Origin of the sequence: Microcoleus sp. AT9b-C3, assembly GCF_036705485.1 — a bacterium.
GTDB lineage: Bacteria > Cyanobacteriota > Cyanobacteriia > Cyanobacteriales > Microcoleaceae > Microcoleus.
This window is the reverse complement of sequence record NZ_JAUBUR010000049.1, coordinates 1-23,796: the sequence shown is the minus strand read 5'-3', so window position 1 is coordinate 23,796 and position 23,796 is coordinate 1. Positions and strand designations below refer to the sequence as shown.

Annotated in this window: 6 protein-coding genes; 3 read left to right on the top strand and 3 right to left on the bottom strand. The window is 45.8% G+C overall.

Annotated features, from left to right (window positions below; translation table 11 throughout):
* Window positions 1–97 precede the first annotated feature (97 nt).
* The 3 genes from QUB77_RS28145 to QUB77_RS28135 all read right to left on the bottom strand — a co-directional run bounded on the left by QUB77_RS28145 (window position 98) and on the right by QUB77_RS28135 (window position 13,903).
* Entirely contained in the window at window positions 98–5,119 is a 5,022-nt protein-coding gene (locus QUB77_RS28145; protein ID WP_333180428.1) for a PAS domain S-box protein, read from the bottom strand.
* Between the two features lie 822 nt (window positions 5,120–5,941).
* Window positions 5,942–7,162, bottom strand: coding sequence for a hybrid sensor histidine kinase/response regulator (locus QUB77_RS28140; protein WP_333180427.1), 1,221 nt, complete (start codon window positions 7,160–7,162; stop codon window positions 5,942–5,944).
* A 252-nt stretch (window positions 7,163–7,414) separates the two neighbouring features.
* Entirely contained in the window at window positions 7,415–13,903 is a 6,489-nt protein-coding gene (locus QUB77_RS28135) for a PAS domain S-box protein (RefSeq protein WP_333180426.1), read from the bottom strand.
* Between the two features lie 888 nt (window positions 13,904–14,791).
* Between QUB77_RS28135 and ppsA the strand changes: the two genes are divergently transcribed.
* The 3 genes from ppsA to QUB77_RS28120 all read left to right on the top strand — a co-directional run.
* Window positions 14,792–17,269, top strand: coding sequence for a phosphoenolpyruvate synthase (gene ppsA / locus QUB77_RS28130; protein WP_333180425.1), 2,478 nt, complete (start codon window positions 14,792–14,794; stop codon window positions 17,267–17,269).
* Window positions 17,270–17,527: 258 nt separating this feature from the next.
* On the top strand, window positions 17,528–17,848 hold the full coding sequence (locus tag QUB77_RS28125; RefSeq protein ID WP_333180424.1) for a DUF6464 family protein: 321 nt from the start codon (window positions 17,528–17,530) through the stop codon (window positions 17,846–17,848).
* Window positions 17,849–19,150: 1,302 nt separating this feature from the next.
* Window positions 19,151–23,796, top strand: a 4,646-nt coding sequence (locus tag QUB77_RS28120; RefSeq protein ID WP_333323603.1) for a DUF4347 domain-containing protein, incomplete at its 3' end; no start/stop codon positions are given.

The following is a 23,796-nucleotide window of genomic DNA, read 5'->3' as shown; positions in this document are numbered from 1 at the left end:
TCTTGTGGAACAGGCATCTTGCCTGTTCTTGAGAATAGTGCAAGATGTGAGATATTACCCATTTCCGTTTCCCAATTTCCAATTACCAATTGCTAATTTATTGCCCCAAATTTGAATTTCTACCAGCTAAATTCGGCCGCACTGGAATTTCAATCAAAAACTCCGCTCCCTCTCCCGGTGTCGAAATACAGCTCAATCGGCCGCCGTGCCGATCGACGATAATTGAGTGAGAAATCGACAATCCCAAACCCGTGCCCTTGCCCACAGGTTTAGTCGTGAAAAACGGGTCAAACAGCCTCGATCGCACTGACTCCGGCATCCCCCCCCCGTTGTCCGCAATCGATACTGCTACGAAGCCGGCACCAGCCTGATAACTGCGAATAGCGATCGTGCTTGGATGTCGATCGCACTCCTCGATAGAACGCTGCTTGTCCCGTTCTTCCAAAGCATCGATCGCATTAATTAAAATATTCATAAATACCTGATTCAACTCGCCAGGAAAACATTCAATTTGTGGCAATAGTTGGTAATTTTTAACTATCTTAATTTCTCCATGACTGCTGTGAGATTTTAACCGATTTTGCAAAATCATCAAAGTGCTATCAATTCCCTCGTGAATGTTAACTGACTTCGCAGCGGACTCGTCCAATCGGGAAAAGTTACGCAACGATTTCACGATCTCGACAATTCGCTCGGTTCCTACTTGCATCGAATTAAACAATTTCGGGAAATCCTCAGCAATATAATCCAAGTCTATGTGATTAATTTTATCCCAGACTTGGGCTGGAGGATTAGGACAGTAATGCTGGTAAACTTTAATCAATTCCAGCAAATCTAAAGTGTAATTGCGAGCTGGATTGAGATTGCCGTGAATAAAGCTAACAGGGTTATTAATTTCGTGAGCAACACCAGCAACTAACTGACCCAAGCTCACCATTTTTTCATTTTGAACGAGCTGAGCTTGAGTCGTTCGGAGTTTGTTAATAGCTGCTTCTAACTCTAACGCTTTTGAACGTTCTCGCGCTTCCGATTCCTGCAAAGCTGACTCGGCTTGTTTGCGATCGGCAATTTCACTTTGTGCTTGCTCAAACAGCATTGATTGCTGGATCGCGATCGCCAACTGCACGCTAATTTGTTTGAGACACTCGACCTCAATTTCCTGCCATTGACGGGGGCCCGCGCACTCGTGAGCAATCAATAGCCCCCACAACTTCTCGCCTTGCAAAACTGGCACTACCAAATTAGCTCGCACCTGAAATTGACTTAATAAATTAATGTAGCACTCGGAAAGATCAGCTTGGTAAATATCATCGACAGCTACAGTACGACCGTGTTCGTAAGCAGAAGCATAGCTGTCTTCAAAGCAGGAATCGTCAATAGTTATTCCCTGAATAGCCAGCCAATTTTTGCCCACTGACTCGACATTTACAAAACCGCTCCAATCGGGATTAAACTGATAAATTACTGTCCGGTCTGTTTGTAAAAATTGCCGTACTTCAGCAACAGTTTTTGTCAAAATTTCTTCTAAATTGAGAGAAGAGCGAATGCGTTCCAGCATTCCTACCACCAGGCGTTCTCGCTTTAATTGCTGGCGCAAGATAGCCTCGGCAAGTTTGCGAGCGCTAATATCTTCAATCACACCAATTACATAGCTAGGTTCCCCAAACCCCTCCCGCACTAAAGATACAGTCATATTAGTCCAAACAAATGAACCATCTTTGCGAATAAAGCGTTTCTCAATGGAATAATTAAAAATTTCCCCAGCTAACAGTCTGTCACGCGACTCGACATCGGCTGCTACATCTTCGGGGTGAGAAATATCCCCAACATTTCGTGATTTCAGCTCCAATTCTGAGTATCCGACAATATTACAAAACCCTTGATTTGCATTCAAAAATTGACCGTCTGGCCACACTTTGACGATGCCAATCGCCGCTTGTTCAAAGACAGCGCGAAATCGCTGTTCGCTTTCTTGTAAAGCAATTTCTGCTTTTTTGCGATGGCTAATGTCCATTGCCGTGCCAAACAGCCGCACCACCTGACCCAACTCATTTTTAATAGCTTGTCCTTTACAGTTGACGTGCCTGATTTCTCCTGATGGAAAATAGATGCGGTGATCGATATCGTAAGCTGTTCCTTCAGTCACTGCTTTTTCTACAACTTTTGCAAACCTTTCTTTGTCATCGGCATGAATTTGCTCCAAAAGTTCTTCCATTGTCGGTGGCAGATTCAATTCTCGACCGTAAACTCGAAACAGTTCCTCCGACCAAGTAATAACTCCTGCCTCCCTATCGAATTCCCAATTGCCGATGCGGGCTATTTTTTGCGCTGCTTGCAACTGTTCGGCAAGTTGTTGCAAAGATGCGATCAACTGAGTTTTTTCGGCTTCTGCTGCAACGCGGGCACTGATATCTTTGTGAGTGCCTGTTATCCGCAACGGCGCACCCCATTCGTCGTACTCGACTACCTTGCCCATCGCCAGAATCCACTGCCAATTGCCCGCTTTGTTGAGCATCCGAAATTCAAATTCATAGATATCAGTCTCACCTTCCAAATAGGCATTTAAACATTCCATTACCTTCACTCGGTCTTCGGGATGCACCAAACTTTCCCAACCTTTGAGGTTATTTTCAATTTCGTTTTCTGCATAGCCTAGCATTGATTTCCAATAAAAGTCGAAATAAGTTTCGCCAGTAGCTATATTCCAATCCCACAGGCCCAAAGAGCTGCCTGAAACCGCCAACTGCAATCGCTCTTGACTGAGTTTCAATGCCGATTCGGTGCGTTTGATTTCTGTGAGGTCGGCAATGATGGCTATCATTCCTATCGGTTGACTAGCGCTATCTTTAATGCAGTTGGCTCGCAAGAAAGTTTCTATAATATTGCCATTTTTACTCTTAATTTCAATTTCACTTTCCCAAGAAAAACCTTTCCGCAGTACCCTAAATAACTTTCTCAAATCTTGAGATTTGGGGTACATTACTGCTGGGCCGCCGGCATTATTTAGTTCTTCAACTGTATAGCCGTAGCGCTGAATAAATGCTTGATTGTGATAAACGGAATAACCATCCAAATCGGCGATCGCGATCGCATCACTAGCGCTGTCTACAGCTTGAGTTACCAGGCACAGAGTCATTTCGGCTTGTTTGCGATCGGTAATATCAAAAATCGCTCTGTCGAGCCACAAAACAAGCCCTTCTAGATTGTAAGTTGGCCTACCTCTTTCCGACATCCACCGCACCGTCCCGTCATCGCGAACAATCCGGTATTCTAGATTGTACGGCTGCTTCGACTCTACTGCTGCGCTGATTTGTCGATCGACCATTTCCTTGTCTGCCTCGTGGACAATGCGGGCAAAACTCAAGCCGTTGTTGCCAATAAAATCCCCAGCAGCATACCCACTAATGACCTCAATTTCATCACTAATAAATACCATCGTCCACTCAGCATCGTACAAGCTGCGGCAGATAGCGCCGGGGATATTCTCAACGAGCGATCGAAATCTGGCTTCACTCTCCCGCAAAGCTGCCTCGGCCTGTTTTAAATCAGTAATATCCAGCACCATGCCTTCCCAAACTATATCCCCTTCCTGCGCTATTTCAGTCTGACAATTAACTCGTTCCGGTCTCGAAACCCCTTGCATCCACTTAAGTTTTCCCGACGGTACAATCGCGCGCCATTCCTGCTGCCAGGGCTGCATACTTGCCGCAGAAATAGCAATAGATTCTTCAAATTTTTGACTATCATCTGGATGAATAAAACTAAAAAGGAGTTGAGGATTATGCTGAATATTTTCTGGTTCCAATTCAAATAAATAGTTGCTGCCCGAAGAAATATAAGGAAAACTTTTTTGGCCGTCGGTTGAGAGACGAAATTGATAAATTATTCCCGGTAAATTTGCAGCAAGTTGCCGCAGTCTAGCTTCGCTTTCTTGCTGCGCTAATTGTTTGCGCCTATCCTCAGTGATATCTCGAATTATACCCACCAGAATTTTACTACCATCGGTATTTTCAAAGACAGTTTTTTTAGTAGACAGAATATGTTTTGCACCGTGGGCGTCAGTAAATATTTCCTCACTCTCGTTTTCTTTCCCCGTCCTAAACACTTGTTGGTCAGTATGCCAAAAAATCTCAGCTTCTTGTTTTGGGAAAAAGTCATAATCCGATTTGCCCAGCAGTTCCTCGCGCTGCTTCCCGATCAGCTTACAAAAAGCATCATTTAACAGTATCCAGCGGTGCTGTTCATCCTTGACAAAAAGTGGGTCTGCAACTGCATCGATTGTATAATTCAAAAACTTTTTACTAGCTTCTAGTTCGGAAAGTGCTAAAATCTTATCTGTAATATCATTAATAGTTCCTGTCGTCCCCTGCGCCTCGCCGTTCCCGCCAAAAATAAAAAATTCTTGCACTTCTACCCACCGAATTTCCCCATTTTTGGTAACATATCGACTTTGGTAACAACAGGATATTTGTTGATTCGGTCTCCGACCTCTAAACGAATTTAAATATTGGTGTTTATCCTCAGAATGAATGTAACTTAAACAGGAAGTTCCTAAGCTTTCATCAACGGTAAATCCGGTAATTTCCGTCCAAGCCGGATTGAGAAAAGTCCAATTGCCAGCCGTATTTGTTTCAAAAACTACTTCTTTGATATTGCCAACAACCTGTTGGTATTTTTCTTGACTTTTTTGCCATTCTGCTTGCCGTTTCTGGCGGGCGATCGCGCACCTGAGCGTCCGCACCAGCAGCCGGCTGTCTACCTGTCTTTTCACCAGATAATCTTGGGCGCCGGCGGCAATTAACTCGACAGCCAGTTCTTCGTCATCTGCGGCTGTCAGAATGACGATCGGAATATTTATACAGCAATCTTGAAGTCGGAAAAAAGTATTAAATTTTAGGCTGTCAGGAAGTGAAAGATCTAATAAAATTACATCAAAAATTTTGTCGCTTAAAATTTCTCTAGCTTCCCGGAGGCGAACTACATTAGTCAGATCAATGGATTTTCCTAGTTGGGGTTCAGACAGCAGTTCTTGAATGAGTTCTGCATCTTCTGCACAGTCTTCTACTAAAAGAATTTTCAAACAAGCAGGCGTTAAAGTTGACTCAAAAACAGATGTCATACCATTTTATATTTTATATTTTTGATTTGAGATTTGGAATGACTGATGACTATCGCCCTTTGGTTCATGCGTACAGTGGCATTTTTTTTTACTGCTATCCTTTTGCTATTTTTTAGTAATTATAAAATCTCAGCAGCGGATGCAGCTACCTAGCTCATGATTGAGGAACTTGAACCGCACGCTTGAGAATGGGCTGTGTGCTTGCAGACCCCGCAGATTTATTTGTAGAGTTGAGTTGTTCGCTGCAAGTTTTCCGCCTCGCCCCAAACCTAGTGGCCCAAAACTATCATACTCTTACCAATATTGCAACTCAACTCTTTTTTAATTTACAACCTTTGGCAGGGAAATAGCAAGAGGCAAGTCATTCGATTTTAGATTTTAGATTTTAGATTTTAGATTGAACCCACGGATAAATTCGGGGGCTTGAGGATTTTAGATTTTAGATTTTGGATTGATTCCACGGATAAATCACGTGGCGGGTATTATCAAGAAATTCCCTTGTCAAAATAGCGCGGAGTAATCAGGATTTGCATTGCTGATAGCATTGGAGACTTTAGATTTTAAATAGCCGTTTAAAGCTTGCCTAAAGTGGCATTTTTTTTTCAAAATGGTATTACTACTAAGCTACGATAATTACCGTTAATTTACAAGATACGAGCTGAGATTGTGTTCAGTTAGTGACCCGCAATTAGCGCCTATTTGTATTGAGAATGCGAGTCCTCTCTTGAGCAAGGAACAAAGACTTGCATTGCTTACTACAAACCTAATTACCCACTTAATTACGGTTGTCTAACCGGACACCATTTAACTCGGTTGAGTCGCTCAATTTTTCTGCGGTTTGGGCAGCACAACTGTAAAAACGCTGCCTTGACCGACATTGCTGCTAATAGCAATCTCACCGTTAAAAGGTTTTAAAAGTTCAATACAAGTATAAAGTCCTAGGCCGGTGCCTGTCGGTTCCCCTTCGGTTTTTTCCTCGCCTTTAGGTGGCTTGGATGTGTAAAAAGGGTCAAAAAGTTTTGGCAAATCTTCAGAGGATATGCCGCATCCCGTATCTGCAATATCCATGTATATGTTCGAGTCGTCTTGCCGAGTCACGATAGTTATTTCTCTGCTTTTCTTTTCCCACATAGCATCCATTGCATTATTGATTAAATTATAAAATACTTGAGAAAGATAGGAATAAATTAATGGAATGCTAGCAATTTCTTCGTCATAAAAGTATTTTTTTCTAATCTTATTTTTAAAATACAGGTTGCCTTCCAATAGCTGAATTTCTCGCTGCACTAAATCGTTGATATTCACCGGGTGCAAATCTTGCTTTTGCTCGTTTCGGCTTTTCATCATCAGAGTATCCATGATCTGATTGATTTTTGTGACAGCTTGAAAAATATACTTAGTATAATTAAACAGAGAGTCTTCTTGAATTTGTGTGGCTTTTGTTTCAATCAAATCGACGCTAGTCTGGATCACTTGCAGCGGACTTTTGAGGTTGTGAACCATGCCCTGAGTCAAACGTCCGATGATGGCTGTTTTTTCCTGGTTGATTAATTGCTTGGTTTTTTGTTCAACAAGTCTTTCCAGGTTTTGGTTGAGGTGGGCAAGTTCGAGGTTTTTTTCTTCGAGTTTTTTTTGCAAGCTGCGGATTGTCAAGTGGGTTTGAATCCGGCTCAAAACTTCTTCGTGCTGGAAAGGCTTAGTGATGTAGTCAACTGCTCCTGTCTGAAAGCCTCTTACTTTATCAGGCGTATCGGAAAGGGCGCTCATGAAGATGATGGGAATATCTTGCGTTGACGGGTCTGCTTTCAAACGTCGGCAAGTTTCAAAACCGTCAATTCCTGGCATCATGATATCCAAAAGAATCAAGTCGGGATGGATGTAGTCAATTTGCTCGATCGCACTTTCGCCGTCTAGAGCCACTAATACTTTAAACCCGTAATTCCTTAACAACTCGAAAAGTACGTCAAGATTTGTTTGGTTGTCATCGACAATTAGTATGATGCTTCTTTCGGAATTCTTATCGTTCATATTCAAGGGAAACATTCAAATTTTTGATTTTTGAGTTGTGAGTTGTGACGTTAAATCAGATTCAATGAATTTTTTGTGGCTCTAGAAACCCTGTTGCTTCCTAGATGCTTCTATTTGGAATAACCCTTTGAGGAGCCGGCTGCGAGTCCGGGCCCTCCAAGCAGATTAAGTTGTCGCTTCGCGGGAGGCCAGAACACCTGATTGAGAATGGTACTCGCTTGCGCGAGATTTAACTGATTTTGAGTTGTCTGTTAGCTACCGTCAATTTTAGGACAAATGTTGCTTCAAAAAATCTCGAATTTGCTTGAGCTGAAATCCTTTAGCAAGTTGGCGCAGGTGATGAACGAAAGGCACTAATGTCGGGTCAGAATGTTCGAGTTTAGCAGTTTCTTCCAGAATAGCTTCAATATCGCCCATTGCAGCCAATCTTAACAGCGTCAAGACTGACTCTGAGGCAGGAGACACCATCGTTGAGTCAGCAGCAGCAATCTCAGAAGATGCTTTTGCAGTTTGAGCTGTCCGCTTTTTAGTTTGCGATCCTTCTTCGTAAACCCATTCTAGTCTCAAATGCAGGCGCAATAATTCTAAAAGCTCATTAGTTTGAATCGGCTTGGTGAGAAAATTATCGCAACCTGCAAGTCTGCTCTCTTGCTTGGTAGTCTCGTAAACGTTAGCGGACAAAGCAAGGATAACCGTATCTTTTAATTCCGGCAACTGTCGCAGCCGCCTGGTAGCTTCCCAACCGTTCATGACGGGCATCAGCAAATCCATTAAAATTATATCCGGTAGAAATTCCTGTGCTTTGTGCAAGCAGTCTTCGCCGTCTGTAGCTTCGGCAATTTCAAAGCCTAAATGAAAAAGTAGCCTGTGCAACATGGCGCGATTTACTTCGTGATCGTCCACGATTAGCACTTTCCGCTGGGGGCCGATAAAACCTACAAGCCGCCTTTTTTCTTGGGAGGGGAGTTCCGAACACTGGGCGACTGCTGGCAAGTCTAGATCCAACCAAAATATGCTGCCTTTGCCGGAGGTACTTTGGACGCGAATTTGGCTGCCCATTATTTTGACTAATTTTTGGCTGATGGAAAGTCCCAGTCCCGTACCTTCAACGAAATTGTTATGATCGCCCACTTGATGAAAAGGCAAAAATATTTCTTCTAATTTATTCTGAGAAATGCCAATGCCGGTATCTTCGATTTGAAAGCGAATTTTAGGGGTAGGAACACGGCAGATATTTTCTGCTGTTGTCACCTCGCGCGCTTCTATTGTTCCTAGCGCCTGGCTAGACATTTGCTGCGCGTCTAAATTCGCGGTCACATTGAGCGTTTGAGTAGCAATCTCCGCTGTCAAACCAGCATTTTCGCAGTTCGTTTGAGGATACTTATGGGGGAAATTTTCTACATAACCGACTTTGAATGTAACGCTGCCGCTGTTCGTAAACTTAACGGCATTACTGAGCAAATTAATCAAAACTTGACGCAACCTTTTTTCGTCTGCCAAAATGCCGTCTGGCAGTGCTGAAACCTGCTCGTAATTAAAGGCAATTCCTTTTTGAGCAGAACGCATCTGGAACAAATCAATAATACTTTTAACAAAACTGGAAAAATGCACGTTTGTCAGCGACAGCTCCATTTTACTAGCTTCGATTTTTGATAGGTCTAAAACATCATTAATCAGCATCAGCAGGTGGTTGCCGCACTGGTGAATGTTGTTAAGACTTTCCTGCTGATCTGCGGTAAAGTTTTTATCGACTTTGAGCAGTTGAATGTATCCCAAAATCCCGTTCAAAGGCGTCCGCAATTCGTGGCTCATGTTGGCGAGAAAGTCGCTTTTAGCGCGGTTGGCTGATTCGGCGGCTTCTTTAGCTAATTGCAGGGCGGCTTCTGCAAGTTTGCGATCGGCAATTTCGGTTTGTGCTTGTTCAAATAGCATTGATTGCTGGATCGCGATCGCCAACTGCACCCCCAATTGTTTTAGGCACTCTCCCTCCAATTGCTGCCAGGGACGCGGGCCCGTGCAGTGGTGGGCAATTAACAGCCCCCACAAGTTTTCGCCTTGCAAAATCGGCACTACCAGATTCGCTCTCACATCGAGCCGAGTCAACAAAGCCAAATGGCAGTCGGCTAGGCCGGCATTGTGAACATCTTCTATGGCTCTAATTCTGCCGTCTTGGTAAAGAGGAACGTAGGCTGCCCCGAAACAGGGGTCATAAATTTCCATTCCTACAATTGGTCGGAAATTTTCGGCAACCGACTCGACAGCGATCAACCCGCTCCAATCTGGATTGAATTGGTAAATAATAGTGCGATCTACTTGCAAAAAATGCCGCACTTCTTCGACACTTTTGGTAAGAATTTCTTCGAGATTTAGAGAAGATCTAATGCGTTCCAGCATGGCTACTGCCAACTGTTCGCGTTTTAACTTTTGGCGCCAAATCAGCTCTGATTCTTTGCGTTTTGTGATGTCGGTAATTACTCCTATTAAGCCGATGTAATTTCCATTAACATCTTGAATACTGTCGGCTCGCACCAGAGCAGTTACTGCTTCGCCACTCTTAGTTTGCAGCGCGACTTCGCCACACCAAGAGCGACCTTTGCGAAGGCTTTTGTAGATTTGTTTATAATTTTTATGCCGGACATAAAGCGCGGTCATATCGCCAATATCATTAAGTTCTTCCACCGTGTAGCCGTAGCGCTGAATGAAGGCTTGATTGTGGTAAATAGACCGCCCTTTCAAGTCGGCGATCACGATCGCGTCGCTGGTACTTTCGACGGCTTGAGTGACCTGCACTAAAGCTAATTCTGCTGCTTTGCGATCGCTAATATCCGTCATCGAACCCACCATCCGCAGAGGGTTTCCGGCTTCGTCCCACACTGCTTGAGCGCGGGCGAGCACCCACTTATAGCTACCGTCTTTGCACTGCAAGCGGTATTCGGCCGCGTAATAGGGGGTTTGGCGATCGAGATAAGTTTGGATCGCTGCTTGCACTCGTGAACGATCGTCTGGATGGATGCGATCGATCCATGCGGTGTTCGTGCTGTCAATTTCGCCGTCTGTGTAACCGATAATTTCTTGCCAGCGGGCCGATCGAAAAGCTTCATTTGTTTGAAGATTCAGATCCCAAATTCCGTCTTGATTGCCTTTGAGAACTAACTGCCAGCGTTCTTCACTTTTACGCAATTCTTCTTCGGCTTGTTTGCGCTGAATATGATCGCCCAACTGAGTCGCTACAGCCTTGACCAACTCTACTATACGCGGTTCCATAATCGAGCGGTCGCGCTTGCAGAATACTAAAACTGCCAGCACCTTTGAGCTAGCGTGAATTGGCACTCCGAAACAAGCTTTCAATCCGACTAATGCCGCCATTTGCGATCGGGCAAAAAGATGATTTTTAGCTAGAGAAATATCTTCAATCCATTCTACATTTCTGGTTGACCAAATCCGTCCAGGTACTGCCACTCCGGGGGCGAATCTAATTTTTCTACTTTCGCGGCCGAACGTATCTAAATCGCGATCGCTAGCGTACCAAGTTTCGCTGTGTTCCAAAAAAGTACCATTAGCAGTCGGTATCCAAGCTTCCGCAAAATTCCAGCCAATCGCATTGCACAGCAACCGCAGGATATGTGGGAGGGCGCTGTGAAAATCTGCCGACTGACTAATGGCTTGAGTTGCCGCCAGCAACAGCTTTATTTCATCTTCTGCTTGCTTGCTTTCTGTAATATCAGTTCCGGTGCCGAGAATTTGTTTTAACTTACCATCTGCTGTTTTCGCAAATACAGTATCTCGGCTAACCATCCAGCGCCAAGAACCATCCTTGTGCCTAATTCTGTATTCAATTTCAAAGATATCCCCTTCGCTGCCTGTTTCAACTTGCTGTAAATAATCAGGCATTTTTCTTAAATCTTCGGGATGAATTAAAGGTGACATCATCCACGGCTCCATTGCCTGAATCTCCTCTACTGTATAGCCAAGAATCTGGTAGATAGAAGCGTTCCCATAGATATTTTTTTTTTCAATTAAGTCGCAAACATACAAAATATTAGGACTTGCTCCAGCAATTTGTTGAATGAATCGCTGGCTATCTCGCAGTGCTGCTTCTGTTTTTTTTCTTTGGGAAATATCGCGAACAATGCAAATGATTTCCCCGTCGGGCAGCATTGTCAGCGAGACATCTATAGGGACTTCCGAGCGGTCGCGACGGCATCCTACTGCTTCGGTGCTGTAAGAACCTTTCTGCACTAAAGTCGGCAGGACTTCTTGCTCGAACCTTTGCAGCTCTGCACCTTGGTAGAATGTTTTCCAACTTTTACCTAAGATTTCTTCGAGAGAGTCGTAACCGTAGATTTTTACTCGGGCTGCGTTGCAATAAATCACCTCTTTGTCGGCACTGAATATGGCGATACCTTCGGAAGCTTGGGCCATCGCTGCTGCTTGCCTCTGGAGGACTGACTCAGAGCGTTTACGTTGAGTGATATCGCGGACGATCGCGATAATTTCCTCCTCGGTGCAGAAGACAATTCTCGCTTCAAAATCGTACAGTTCACCATTAACTGGCATTTGATATTCTACGACTTGAATCTCGCCACTGTCGATGGCTTGTTGATTGCCGAACAAGATTTTTTCAGCAAAAGCAGGCGGTAATATGTCTTGTGCTTTTTTGCCAATTAGTGCTTTTTGTGGTAGGAGATTCTCGAAATCTTTGGCAGGTTTAAAGTCTACAAAAGTGCCGTCTGCCCGACAGCGAAATATCATGTCGGGTATCGCATTTAAAAGAGCGCGGTTGGTAGCTTCGCTCTTACGCAATTCAGCTTCTGCTTGCTTGCTAAATGTAACGTCGCGAGCCACTGCATACATCAAACCTTCTTCTGCAAACGGCGATGCTGTCCACGAGAGCCATTTATAAGTACCATCTTGGCAAAGATAGCGGTTTTCCAAGCTAATAACGGGGTGGCATTTTTTAAGCTTTTCTAATTCCGCTACAGTAATTTCTAGGTCTTCTGGATGGACAAATTCTATCAAAGGTTTGGCTAACATTTCATCACTGCTATAACCTAATACATTTGACCAAGCGGGGTTTAAGCGTTTGAAATACCCATCAAAACCTGCAATGCAAAGTAAATCCAGCGAGAGATTAAAAAATCGATCGCGGTCTTGCTGGGTTTGTTTTAATTCAGTAACATCCATCACCAAACCGTCCCAAACTATATCGCCGTTGGCTTGCTTTTCAGGCTGCGATGCGCCTTGCAGCCATTTCACTCGATCTCCCATAACTTGGCGCCACTGGTGTTGCCAAGCTTGCTGAGTTGCCGCTGAAGTTGCCATGGAGCGCTGCAAGTCTGAGATATCGTCTGGGTGAACTGTTGCAAAAGCCAAATTGGCATTTTCTTCTATTTGTTCTGGCTTTAAATTGTATATCTGCAAACTGCCGGAAGAAACGTAAGTAAAAGATGTTTTACCATCTACATCAAGCCGATATTGATAAATCATTCCCGGCACGTTGTCGGTCATTATTTGAAATCGAGCTTCGCTTTCCTGCAACGCAATTTGCTGGCGTTTGTATTCGGTCACATCTCGCATTGTGCCGACCAACATTTTACGACCCTCGGCGTTGTTAAAAACTGTTTTTTTGGTAGATATAATGCGTTTTTTTCCGCCGCTATCGGTAAAATTTTCTTCTGTTTCCTGAGAAATACTTTTTTCCAATACTTGCTCGTCTTGCTGCCAAAAAAAAGCCGCTTGTGCTGGGGGTAAAAAATCGTATCCTGACTTGCCAATCAGTTCCGATCGCCTTTTCCCTATCAAATTGCAAAAAGCATCGTTTAATACGATCCATCTGTGCTGCTCATCTTTAACAAAAATAGGGTCAGGAGTAGAATTAATCGTGTGATTTAAAAACTCTTCTGATGCTTTTAATTGAGCTTCGTAACGGTAGCGATCGCTCACATCCAAGACTACTTTAATCAGGTGGTCGATCGAGCCGTCTAGGGCGCGAATACAGCGCAGGGAAACTCTAGTATAAACTATTTTTCCGTCTTTTCTGCGCCACCTTTTGTCTAAAACATAGCCTTCGCTTTCCCCTGTCAAAATTTTATTTAACTGCTCTAAACTTGCCTGCAAGTCTTCAGGAAAACCCCACATCTCCCAATTCTCGTGCAAAAAATCTTGGCGATCGTATCCCAGCAAATCGCACAAAGCATCGTTTACTTCCAACCACTCGTATTTTTCTGGTGCTGAGGGGGATATCGGAGGAGCAAGAATGGCAATTCCGACGAGAGAATTCTCGACTACCGAGCGATATTTTTCTTCACTTTTTCGCAAAGCTTCTTGGTTGTGCTGTCGCTCGACTGCGTAACGAAGCGATCTAATTAACACTTCGCTGTCGATTTTTCGCTTGACTAGATAATCTTGAGCTCCGGCTTGGATTGACTGCACGGCAAGCTCTTCATCGTTGCGGGCAGTCAGTACGACAATCGGAGTATTTAGGCTATATTCTTGTATTTTGACAATTGTATTTAAGTCTTGGCTATCGGGCAGCGAAAGATCTAGTAAAATCACATCAAAATGTTCGCTGACCAAAAGTTCCTGCGCTTTGCTGAGACGGTCTGTACAACTTACTGATAGCCTTTGGGGTTCGGCTCTACTGACATTTGTTTCTAATAATAATTCTTCGATCAGATCGGCTTCTGCTTGATTGTCTTCGACCAGAAGAACTTTAAAGCCGTTTCGCTTTGCGGGTGGACTCAAAACTGATATCATATACCTTGTTTTTTGTCAGAAGGCAGTTTAGCCAACTATTATAGCATATAAAGAATTGTATAGCCACAAATCCCGCCGTTCCCAGTTAAAAACTCTTTGGTTCAACAATTACAATGGACTTTATCTCAGATGTTGAACGTTTCTCAAGAACGGGCTTTCCGGCCCATTTCACAAAGAGTAAATTTTCTTGGGAGCGGTTCTTCTAACCAGCTCTTAAAAGGCTTATTGAAAATGGTATAATATCTGATACCTATGCGATTGTGTTTTTCCTCTAAGTAGGCTAACGCAATCAGGGGAAACTTTTTTAAGGTTTTTAGAAGCTGGGTTTCAGGAGGAAACTAATCTGCTTAGTATTTTTTTTTTCGATCGCCCCTGTGACACGATTTTAGATTTTAGATGTAGTCCACAGATGAATCGGGGAGGTTGAACTAGAATCTAAAATTTTGGGTGACTCACGACTCATGTCGGAAAGTAAGTAGCCGTTTTTGGGCGGGTTCAGCCGATCGCGCGATCGAACCCCACCCTTTTTTGCCCTTGGATTCCGCTAGCAACACAATCGAAGCGATATCCCCGCACCAATGAGCGCTCAACGCAAAAAAAGCGGTGGGAACTATCCTCGCTATTCATATTTTTACCACTTCTTTTATAATACCTTACATAAACTGATTACTGCGATTTCTTTACTTTCTGCAATCAAATAAAATATCTCCACAGGCCTTGCTATTTAGCAAAAAAGTGATAATCTTGAATTAGAGGCAATCGAAAACTCGGTTGATACAGCCTAGGAAAAAATTTGAGGATTTTTGTAAGAAAATTACAACTCCCAATAAACTGTCTTTTGTTTACTGTCCTTTGACCGAAATGAGATGAAGTTGAGAGGAAAAAGTTATGCTGGAAAATTTAGCAAGTGAACAAAAAACTGGTTTAATCCCCAAAGAAAAAGCCTTAGTATTGTTATTTGATGAAGTCGGCATCGCCGACATCCCATTAGTAGGCGGTAAAAATGCTTCTTTGGGCGAAATGATTCAACAGTTAACCGCCCAAGGAGTCAGAGTTCCCAACGGATTTGCAACTACAGCACACGCTTACCGGTACTTCATCCAGTCAGCGGGTTTAGAAACTAAATTGCGCGAAATTTTTGCCGATTTAGACGTAGAAGATCTGCAGAACCTGCGACAAAAAGGCAAGCAAGCGCGGGCACTGATTCTCGACACACCATTTCCGCGAGAACTGCAAGCAGCGATCGCGGATGCTTACGAAAAATTGTGCGATCGCTACGGCGACAGTACAGACGTAGCAGTGCGTTCCTCCGCCACCGCCGAAGACTTACCAGACGCCAGTTTCGCCGGACAGCAAGAAACCTACCTCAACGTCCAAGCTTGCGCTGGCGTCCTCGAATGCTGTCACAAATGCTTTGCTTCCATATTCACCGATCGCGCAATTTCCTACCGCCAACAGCGGGGTTTCGACCACTTTGAAGTCGCCCTATCAGTCGGCGTCCAAAAAATGGTGCGATCGGACTTAGCATCCTCCGGCGTCATGTTCAGCATCGACACCGAAACCGGATTCAAAAACGCCGTATTAGTAACCGCCGCCTACGGATTAGGCGAAAACGTCGTCCAAGGCACCGTCAACCCCGACGAATACTTCGTCTTTAAACCAACATTAAAACAAGGTTTTCTCCCGATTTTAGACAAACGCCTCGGCAGCAAAACACTCAAAATGGTCTACGATATCGGCGGTTCTAAGTACACCAAAAACGTCTCCGTGATCGCAGCAGAAAAAAATAAATTTGCCATACAAGATGATGAAATTCTGCAACTAGCAAAATGGGCCGTAATCATCGAAGAACACTACTCTAAAGTGCGCGGGACTTATACCCCGATGGACATTGAGTGGGCAAAAGACGGCAATACGGGCGAATTGTTTATTGTCCAAGCACGACCCGAAACAGTACAATCTCAAAAGTCTGCTAAAGTTTTGCGAAACTACAAATTGCAAGGTAGCAGTGCAGTTTTAGCAAAAGGACGCGCCGTTGGCGAATCAATCGGACAAGGCCAAGCCCGCGTGATTTTAGATGTACACAAAATCGCTGAATTTCAATCAGGAGAAGTTTTAGTTACCAACAAAACAGACCCGGATTGGGAACCGATTATGAAAAAAGCAAGTGCGATCGTCACCAATTCCGGTGGCCGTACTTGTCACGCCGCCATCATCGCCAGGGAAATGGGAATTCCCGCCATTGTCGGCACCGGCGACGCCACCCAAATCTTGAAAAACCATCAAGAAATCACTGTTTCTTGTTCGGAAGGAGACGAAGGCAAAGTTTATTCCGGTTTGCTTCCTTTTGAAATTCAAGAAACTGCGATCGAGAATTTACCCCGCACCCGCACTCAAATTTTAATGAATGTCGGGAACCCAGAAGAAGCCTTTGGTTTATCAGCAATTCCTTGCGACGGCGTAGGCTTAGCGCGGCTAGAATTCATCATTGCCAATCACATTAAAGCACACCCGCTGGCACTGATTCACTTTGACGAATTGGTGGATGAATCAGTCAAGGAAGAAATTGCAGAACTCACAGCACTTTACAAAAACAAACCCGATTTCTTCACCGACAAACTAGCCCACGGAATTGCCACAATTGCCGCCGCATTTTATCCAAATCCAGTTATCGTGCGGATGAGCGATTTCAAGAGCAACGAATATGCTAATCTTTTGGGAGGGCAGCAGTTTGAACCCAAGGAAGAAAACCCGATGATCGGGTGGCGCGGCGCCTCTCGCTATTACGACCCAAATTACCGCGAAGCTTACGCTTTGGAATGCCAAGCATTAAAGCGAGTTCGCGACGAAATGGGCTTGACAAATGTGATTCCGATGATTCCATTTTGTCGCACCCCGGATGAAGGACGAAAAGTGTTAGCCGAGATGGCAAAACACGGTTTAGTTAAGGGCGAGAACGGCTTGCAAGTGTATGTGATGTGTGAATTGCCGAGCAATGTGATATTTGCTGACGAATTTGCCCAAGTTTTTGACGGATTCTCGATCGGCTCTAACGATTTAACTCAGTTAACATTAGGATTAGACCGGGATTCTGCTTTAGTCGCGCACATTTTTGACGAACGGAATGAAGCAGTCAAGCGCATGGTAGCAATTGCCATTAAAGCCGCCAAGAAGTACGATCGCAAGATTGGGATTTGCGGTCAAGCGCCCAGCGATTATCCTGAGTTTGCTCGTTTCTTGGTTGAGTTGGGAATTGATTCGATTAGTTTGAATCCCGATTCGGTTTTGAAGACTTTGTTGGATGTTGCTAAGGTGGAAGGCGCGGGTTCGTTGATGGATTTAGCCGGGGATATTGCTAAGGTTTAACCCTTTGAGGTGTTTGAAAGCAACCGGGTTTCTCAAAAAGTTTGTGGGATGGGCGTCCCGCCCGTCCCACAATAACAATTAAAATTGTAAGTTATTTAATTCGCCTTCCTCAGCCGCCAGCTAACGGTTAAGACAGGGGCGGCCTAGTTTGAGACTCGATCGGGAACTTTTCTTATTTAAAACCGTCTTGTCGGGGAGGATTTTTTGTTGTCGATCGCCTAAATTAAAATAAATATTCTCCACATAAGCTCTGAAAAAGTGCTAACTGCTCTCCTGATTATTTTGATAGGTTTAGCTCCGTCGCTGCTGTCTTTGTGGGTGATGCGCTCTGCCCAGAGCCAAGCCCGCGACAGAATTGCAGCGGCCAGACTTGCGGTAGCCAATAGATCCATGCGAACTCAACTACCAACTGCCGATCGCACCTACATACAAAGCCTCGCTTATTCGATCGGCGATATCACTTGCGAGTATAACGCCCGCTCTAATTACATTCGCTGCGCTGTCAATCCTTCTGGGCCCTGTCAAGATTGTCGGTACTACCAAGCCAGAACTCTTGACGCTCGCGGTGAAAAGATATAGCTTATATTGGTGCTTGTATCTACGCCTATTTGCGGATGTAATAATCAATGAGTTAAGATGTACTTACGTGTAAGGATTATTGTTGGAGCTTGTTTTGGACGACCCACGCCCCAACTCAGCAATTAAAACCTAATCGAGCATTATCGCTTGGTTACAGTTGCCATAACAGGGGAATTGCGAGCGGTGTTTTTCTAGTTGAGGATTTACGAGCGGAAACAAAGTTGAGATGATAAATTTTGGTTGGGTGGCGAGAAATCTAGGAATAAATTGGGTTTCTAGTCTCTTAGACGTAACTCCTGCAGTTAAGAAAATTAGCCAACAAAAATCGTAAGTAGCTGAGGGGCAAATCTCCAAATCAGTTTCTCCAAAACATCATGAAAAATTCTGCGCGAAACATTGTCCCGAGCATTGATCTTAAACAGAAACCAGCTCGAAGACTCTAAGTTGACAACTTGAGAAGTTGCTTGTGGGCGGCACTAATATGTTTTTGCTATCGTAACGAAACAGTCTCAAATCTAGATTGCTATCTCCCGACTCCAAGTCATGAATTTTTAAGACGCTTCGTCGATACAGGGTATGCCAATTTCAATTGAATCTCATATGTTGCACCATTTTCAAGAATAGGCTTTCTGGCCTGTTCCACAACAAGTGAATTTTTTTATGGGCTGGGCAGGAGAACCCCCCCATAGAAGGCTTATTGAGAATGGTAAAAGATCTCAGTTGAATGACACTTCGGGCACGGTCGCCATAATTATGTGACGGCTATCACTCCCTAATTAATGACTGGTTGCTATTGTGAACAGGGCTTGCACACCAAAAGCAAAAAAACCCTGTTTTTTACCTGGAGCGAGGGCTGCAAAGAAGTCTTTTCGTCCCTCAAACCAGGTTTATACCTCTAGAAATAGTGAATTTTCTCTGCAAATAAAGTGCATTAGATGATGTACAGAAAACCTCATTAAGTAAATTTTTGAGAACTGGTGTTATTATCTACTGCGCGATGTAAGAGATCAGCGTGTAACAGATACACTCGCTAACAGAAAAGAAAAAAGTCGAACGCAAAATATCACCCGATAGAGAGATTATGGGGATTTAAACCCCAAATCCTCAGCGCTTCTGCCGGCGATATTGGCAATGCTATTAAATATCAATATAGCCGTGCTTTGTGCTGAGTAAAATTCGCTTTTTGCTCTTGATCCACCTCAAGCTACACCGCCTATTACTCTGCAATTAAACCTTTTCAAGAGGTGATAATGATCATCTGGAAATGGGTACATCATCTACAATTCGTGAGCCAATTTGACCATGCAAAGCATCTGCAACAAACCAATTTTTGTCACCACCAAAATATGTGACTCCACCGCAAGGATTGCGGGCCCAAAATCCCGAACAACCGCAACTTATCATCAGAAAAAAGCAATAAAAAAAGTAGGAACAGAGGAGTGTTTCCTGTCCCAGAAACTCCGTGGCGACAGGGGAATTGGGCATCCCCACAGAGAATTTTTGCGAGCAAGCCAGTCTGTGGGCGCCCCGACTATAAAAAATGTACTGTTCCTCGATGCCAGAGTAGAGAACTTCGACAGCTTGGCAAGAGGAGTAACAGCCAATACAGAGGTATTTGTATTGGACTGGACGCGGGATGGAGTCGAGCAAATTACTAGAATTTTGACCCATTACAGCGATTTAGACAGCCTTCAGATAGTTTCTCACGGTCGAGAAGCGGGGGTGCAGCTAGGGTCGATCGAACTCTGCAACGACAACTTAGAAACTTACAGCCATTTGTTAAAGCAGTGGGGAAAAGCCCTCAGCGAGAGAGGAGATATCTTGTTATTCGGGTGCAGCGTCGCAGCGGGGGAAAGCGGTCAGGCCTTCGTGCGGCGGCTGAGCTTGATAGTCGGTGCAGATATTGCAGCTTCCGACAACTTGACGGGGAGTGCGGCACTCGGCGGTGACTGGGAATTAAAATTTGCGATCGGGGAAATAAACGCGAGCATCGCCATTGAAAAAGAAGTGCTCGCAGCCTACCCTTACGCCCTCGGCACATTAGTTAACGAAACTTTCAAAAACTCCACAGTTAGGGGGCCTTGGATTTACGGGGGAAACAACGGGGCACTGTTCGATCCCAGCAGCGGGGTTCCAGCAGCCAATCAACGTATCCCCGGCATTACCGGAGGCACAGTATCCGGCGTACTTCCGGCTTTGGGCGGTTCGACTCCCGGCGATGGCGCTCTGCTATTAACTCCCGCAGTCAACCTTCGGGAAGCCTTCGTTATCTACAACAACCCCATTCCTTCAACCGACGGTCTCAGAGTCCAGTTTGATTTTTATTCTTACGGTTCAAGCCAGCAATTTCCGTCTCCGCAACCCTTTATTAGCCCTCAGCCAGGGGACGGGCTGGGTTTCTTCTTGATTGACGGCACTGTTAGCCCAACCAGGACTGGGGGTTATGGCGGTTCTCTGGCTTACGCTCCACGAACGGGTATACCCGGTATTGAGGGAGGTTATTTAGGCATTGGGCTTGACGAGTTTGGCAATTTTTCAACATCCACAGAAGGGCGCTCCGGCCCTGAGCCGCCTCCGATTCCCGGATCCTCTATTGGTTCTTTTAGACCAGACTCAGTAACGGTTAGAGGAAATCAAGCAGAAGGTTATCAGTTTTTAACAAATGCGATCGTTCCCTTCGGCATCGATAACATTCCTACGAGCATTGACTTTAGTGGCCCTGAACCCGGCAGCAGTTTTAACTTCAGCAATACGTTCACGAGCGATCGCAATTTAGCCAAAAGATCCGTTCAAATTACGTTGAATCCATCTAACGATCCGGTGAATCCCTCTCGCCTCACCGTTGCCTTCGATGAAAATTTCGACGACATCTACGAAACTACATTGATCGACATCCCCAACTTGGTCACCACAAACGGCGCAGTACCGCCACTTTTCAAATTTGGTTTTGGCAGTTCCACAGGAGGCGCCAACAACATTCACGAACTTCAAAACGTAGTAGTTGAAACTATCAATCCTCCCACTCTCGCCGCTGAGGTTGCCACTATCAAGACCGGCCCGCAGTTCGTCAAGTCCGAAGGCAGCATTACCTACACGATTACTACAGTAAACAGGGGGCCAGCGCCTGCTACAAATGTTCTGATTCAAGACGAAATACCTTTAGAACTGCTGCGTCCGGGCGGATTGTCGCCGGATCTGATTGCCTCCAACAACGGCACTTACGTGAACCAAACCAAGGCTGTCACCTGGCCGTTAATTCCGGTTCTCAATGCCGGCGAGACTGTGACTTACACCCTGACAATTGATTTGCCGCCCGGTTTAAAGGGCGGTAGCAGTTTTGCCAACGTTGCATTCAGCACTAGCTCGACTTTCGACCCCGACCTCAGCAACAACAGCGGTGTACTTGCGCCAGGGCAAATCGAGGGGCCTGGTGTAGTCTTTACCACAGTTGTCGATACAGTCGCGGATTTAGTTACTACCAAAAGTGGCCCTGTGACTACTTCGGCCGGGTCAAGCGTCGCCTACACATTGACTACCACTAACCTGGGGCCAGACCCGGCTGCCGATGTGACCATCACTGACAGCATTATTCCGGGTTTAACAGGAGTCAGCGTATCGGACGGCGGCACTTACGACCCAGTTTCAGGCATTGTCACCTTCCCAGCACTGACGGCGCTGGCAAATTCGGCTACTGCGACCCGCACCATCAGTTTCATTGCCCCAGCCACCCGTACCGACATCAGCAACACGGCCCGGAGTAGTGCGACGACTTTCGATCCGATCGCCACTAACAACAACGGCTCAACAACCAACAAAGACGGCACTCCCACTAACTCTACGGTTACGACAAGTATTGCGCCCAATGCGGATTTGGCAACCACCAAAACCGGCTCTACGAGTGCTACTGCCGGTAGTTCGGTCAGCTATACGATCGCCACAGTTAATTTAGGGCCGAGTCCTGCAGAAGCTGTAACCATCACTGACAGCATAGTTCCCGGATTAACCGGAGTCACGGCATCTAACGGTGGCGTTTACGATCCAGTGACGGGCATTGTCACCTTCGCGCCCGTGGCAATCGCCAATGCGGAGACAGTCACCCGGACGATCGGCTTCACAGTACCGCCCACCCTAAATTCCATCAGCAACACGGCCAGAAGTACCTCCATCACTCCCGACTCCACTCCGACCAACAACAACGGTACCAACCCCAACGCCACCGTCACCACATCGATCAATGCTGTGGCCGATGTTGTCACCCAAAAAACGGCTCCGGCCAGCATCAACGCGGGCGACACTCTCACTTATACAATTACTACTACCAACAACGGGCCGAGTCCTGCGGCCAACGTAGTCATCACCGACAGCTTGATTCCCGGCTTAACGGGAGTCACCGTGTCCGATGGCGGAACCTACAATCCTGCCACAGGGACGATCGAGTTCCCAGCGATCGCGACTTTAGCCAGCGGCACCAACCAGAGCCGCACCATCAGCTTTGTACCGCCGACTACCCTGACGAGCATCACCAATATTGTATTGAGTCGATCGGACACTTTTGACCCGGACTTAACAAACAACAACGGCTCGACAGTCGCAGTGCCCGGTGAGGCGGGGGGGCAAGTCATTACCTCGATCGATGCTGTGGCCGATGTTGTCACCCAAAAAACGGCTCCGGCCAGCATCAAGGTGGGCGACACCCTCCTTTATACAATTACTACTACCAACAACGGGCCGAGTCCTGCGACCAACGTAGTTATCACCGACAGCCTGATTCCCGGCTTAACTAATGTCAACGTGTTCGATGGCGGAACCTACAACCCAACCACAGGGGCGATCGAGTTCCCAGCGATCGCGACTTTAGCCAGTGGCAGCAGTGTCACCCGCCGCCTAATTTTGATACCCCCACCTACCCTGACGAGCATCACCAACATTGTATTAAGTCGATCGGACACTTTTGATCCAGACTTGACGAACAACAACGGCTCGACAGTCGCAGTGCCCGGTGAGGCGGGGGGTCAAGTCATTACCTCGATCGATCCTGTGGCCGACCTGGTTACGTCCAAGAGCGGTCTCACATCTGCTCCTGCTGGTAGTTCCGTAACTTATACTATAACTACCACCAACAATGGGCCGAATGCTGCTGAAAACGTAGTGATTACAGACAGCATCATTCCCGGTTTAACGGGAGTCAGCGCATCCGATAACGGCACTTACGACCCCGTGACAGGGGTTGTCACCTTCCCAACAATTGCCAGCTTGACTAGCGGCAGCAACATCAACCGCGAGGTAACATTAGTCGTTCCAGCGACGGGCACCATTAGCAATACTTCCCAGAGCCGATCGACCACTTTTGACCCCAAACCCAGCAATAACAACGGTTCCGAGTCCAGAGCCACTGTCACCACCGCTATTATTAGCGCGCAGCCCACACCCAACAAATTTCCATCAGCCTACAGCAGCAACGCTGCGCTAGCGCCCAACAGCGTTGTCCAAATTAGCGGGCTCGGAGGCACAGACTCAGACGGCACAGTGGTTACATTCACCATCAGCACCCTGCCGCCGACAAATCAAGGCGTCCTGTTCTTGGGCGACCCGGCAACGGGGGGAGTCGCTGTCACCGCTGGTCAAACCCTGACAGCCGAGCAAATGACGCAGTTATTCTTCCAGTCGGTCGGCAATTTCACAGGAGCTAATTTTACCTACAGCGCTACAGATAACCTCGGCGCCCCCAGTGCGGCAGTCGCCACTGTCTCTCTCATTCCCCTTAAGGAATCGATACCAACTCCAACACCAACAACACCGGCGCCAACTCCAACACCCACAACACCGGCGCCAACTCCAACACCCACAACACCGGCGCCAACTCCAACACCCACAACACCGGCGCCAACTCCAACACCCACAACACCGGCGCCAACTCCAACACCCACAACACCGGCGCCAACTCCAAC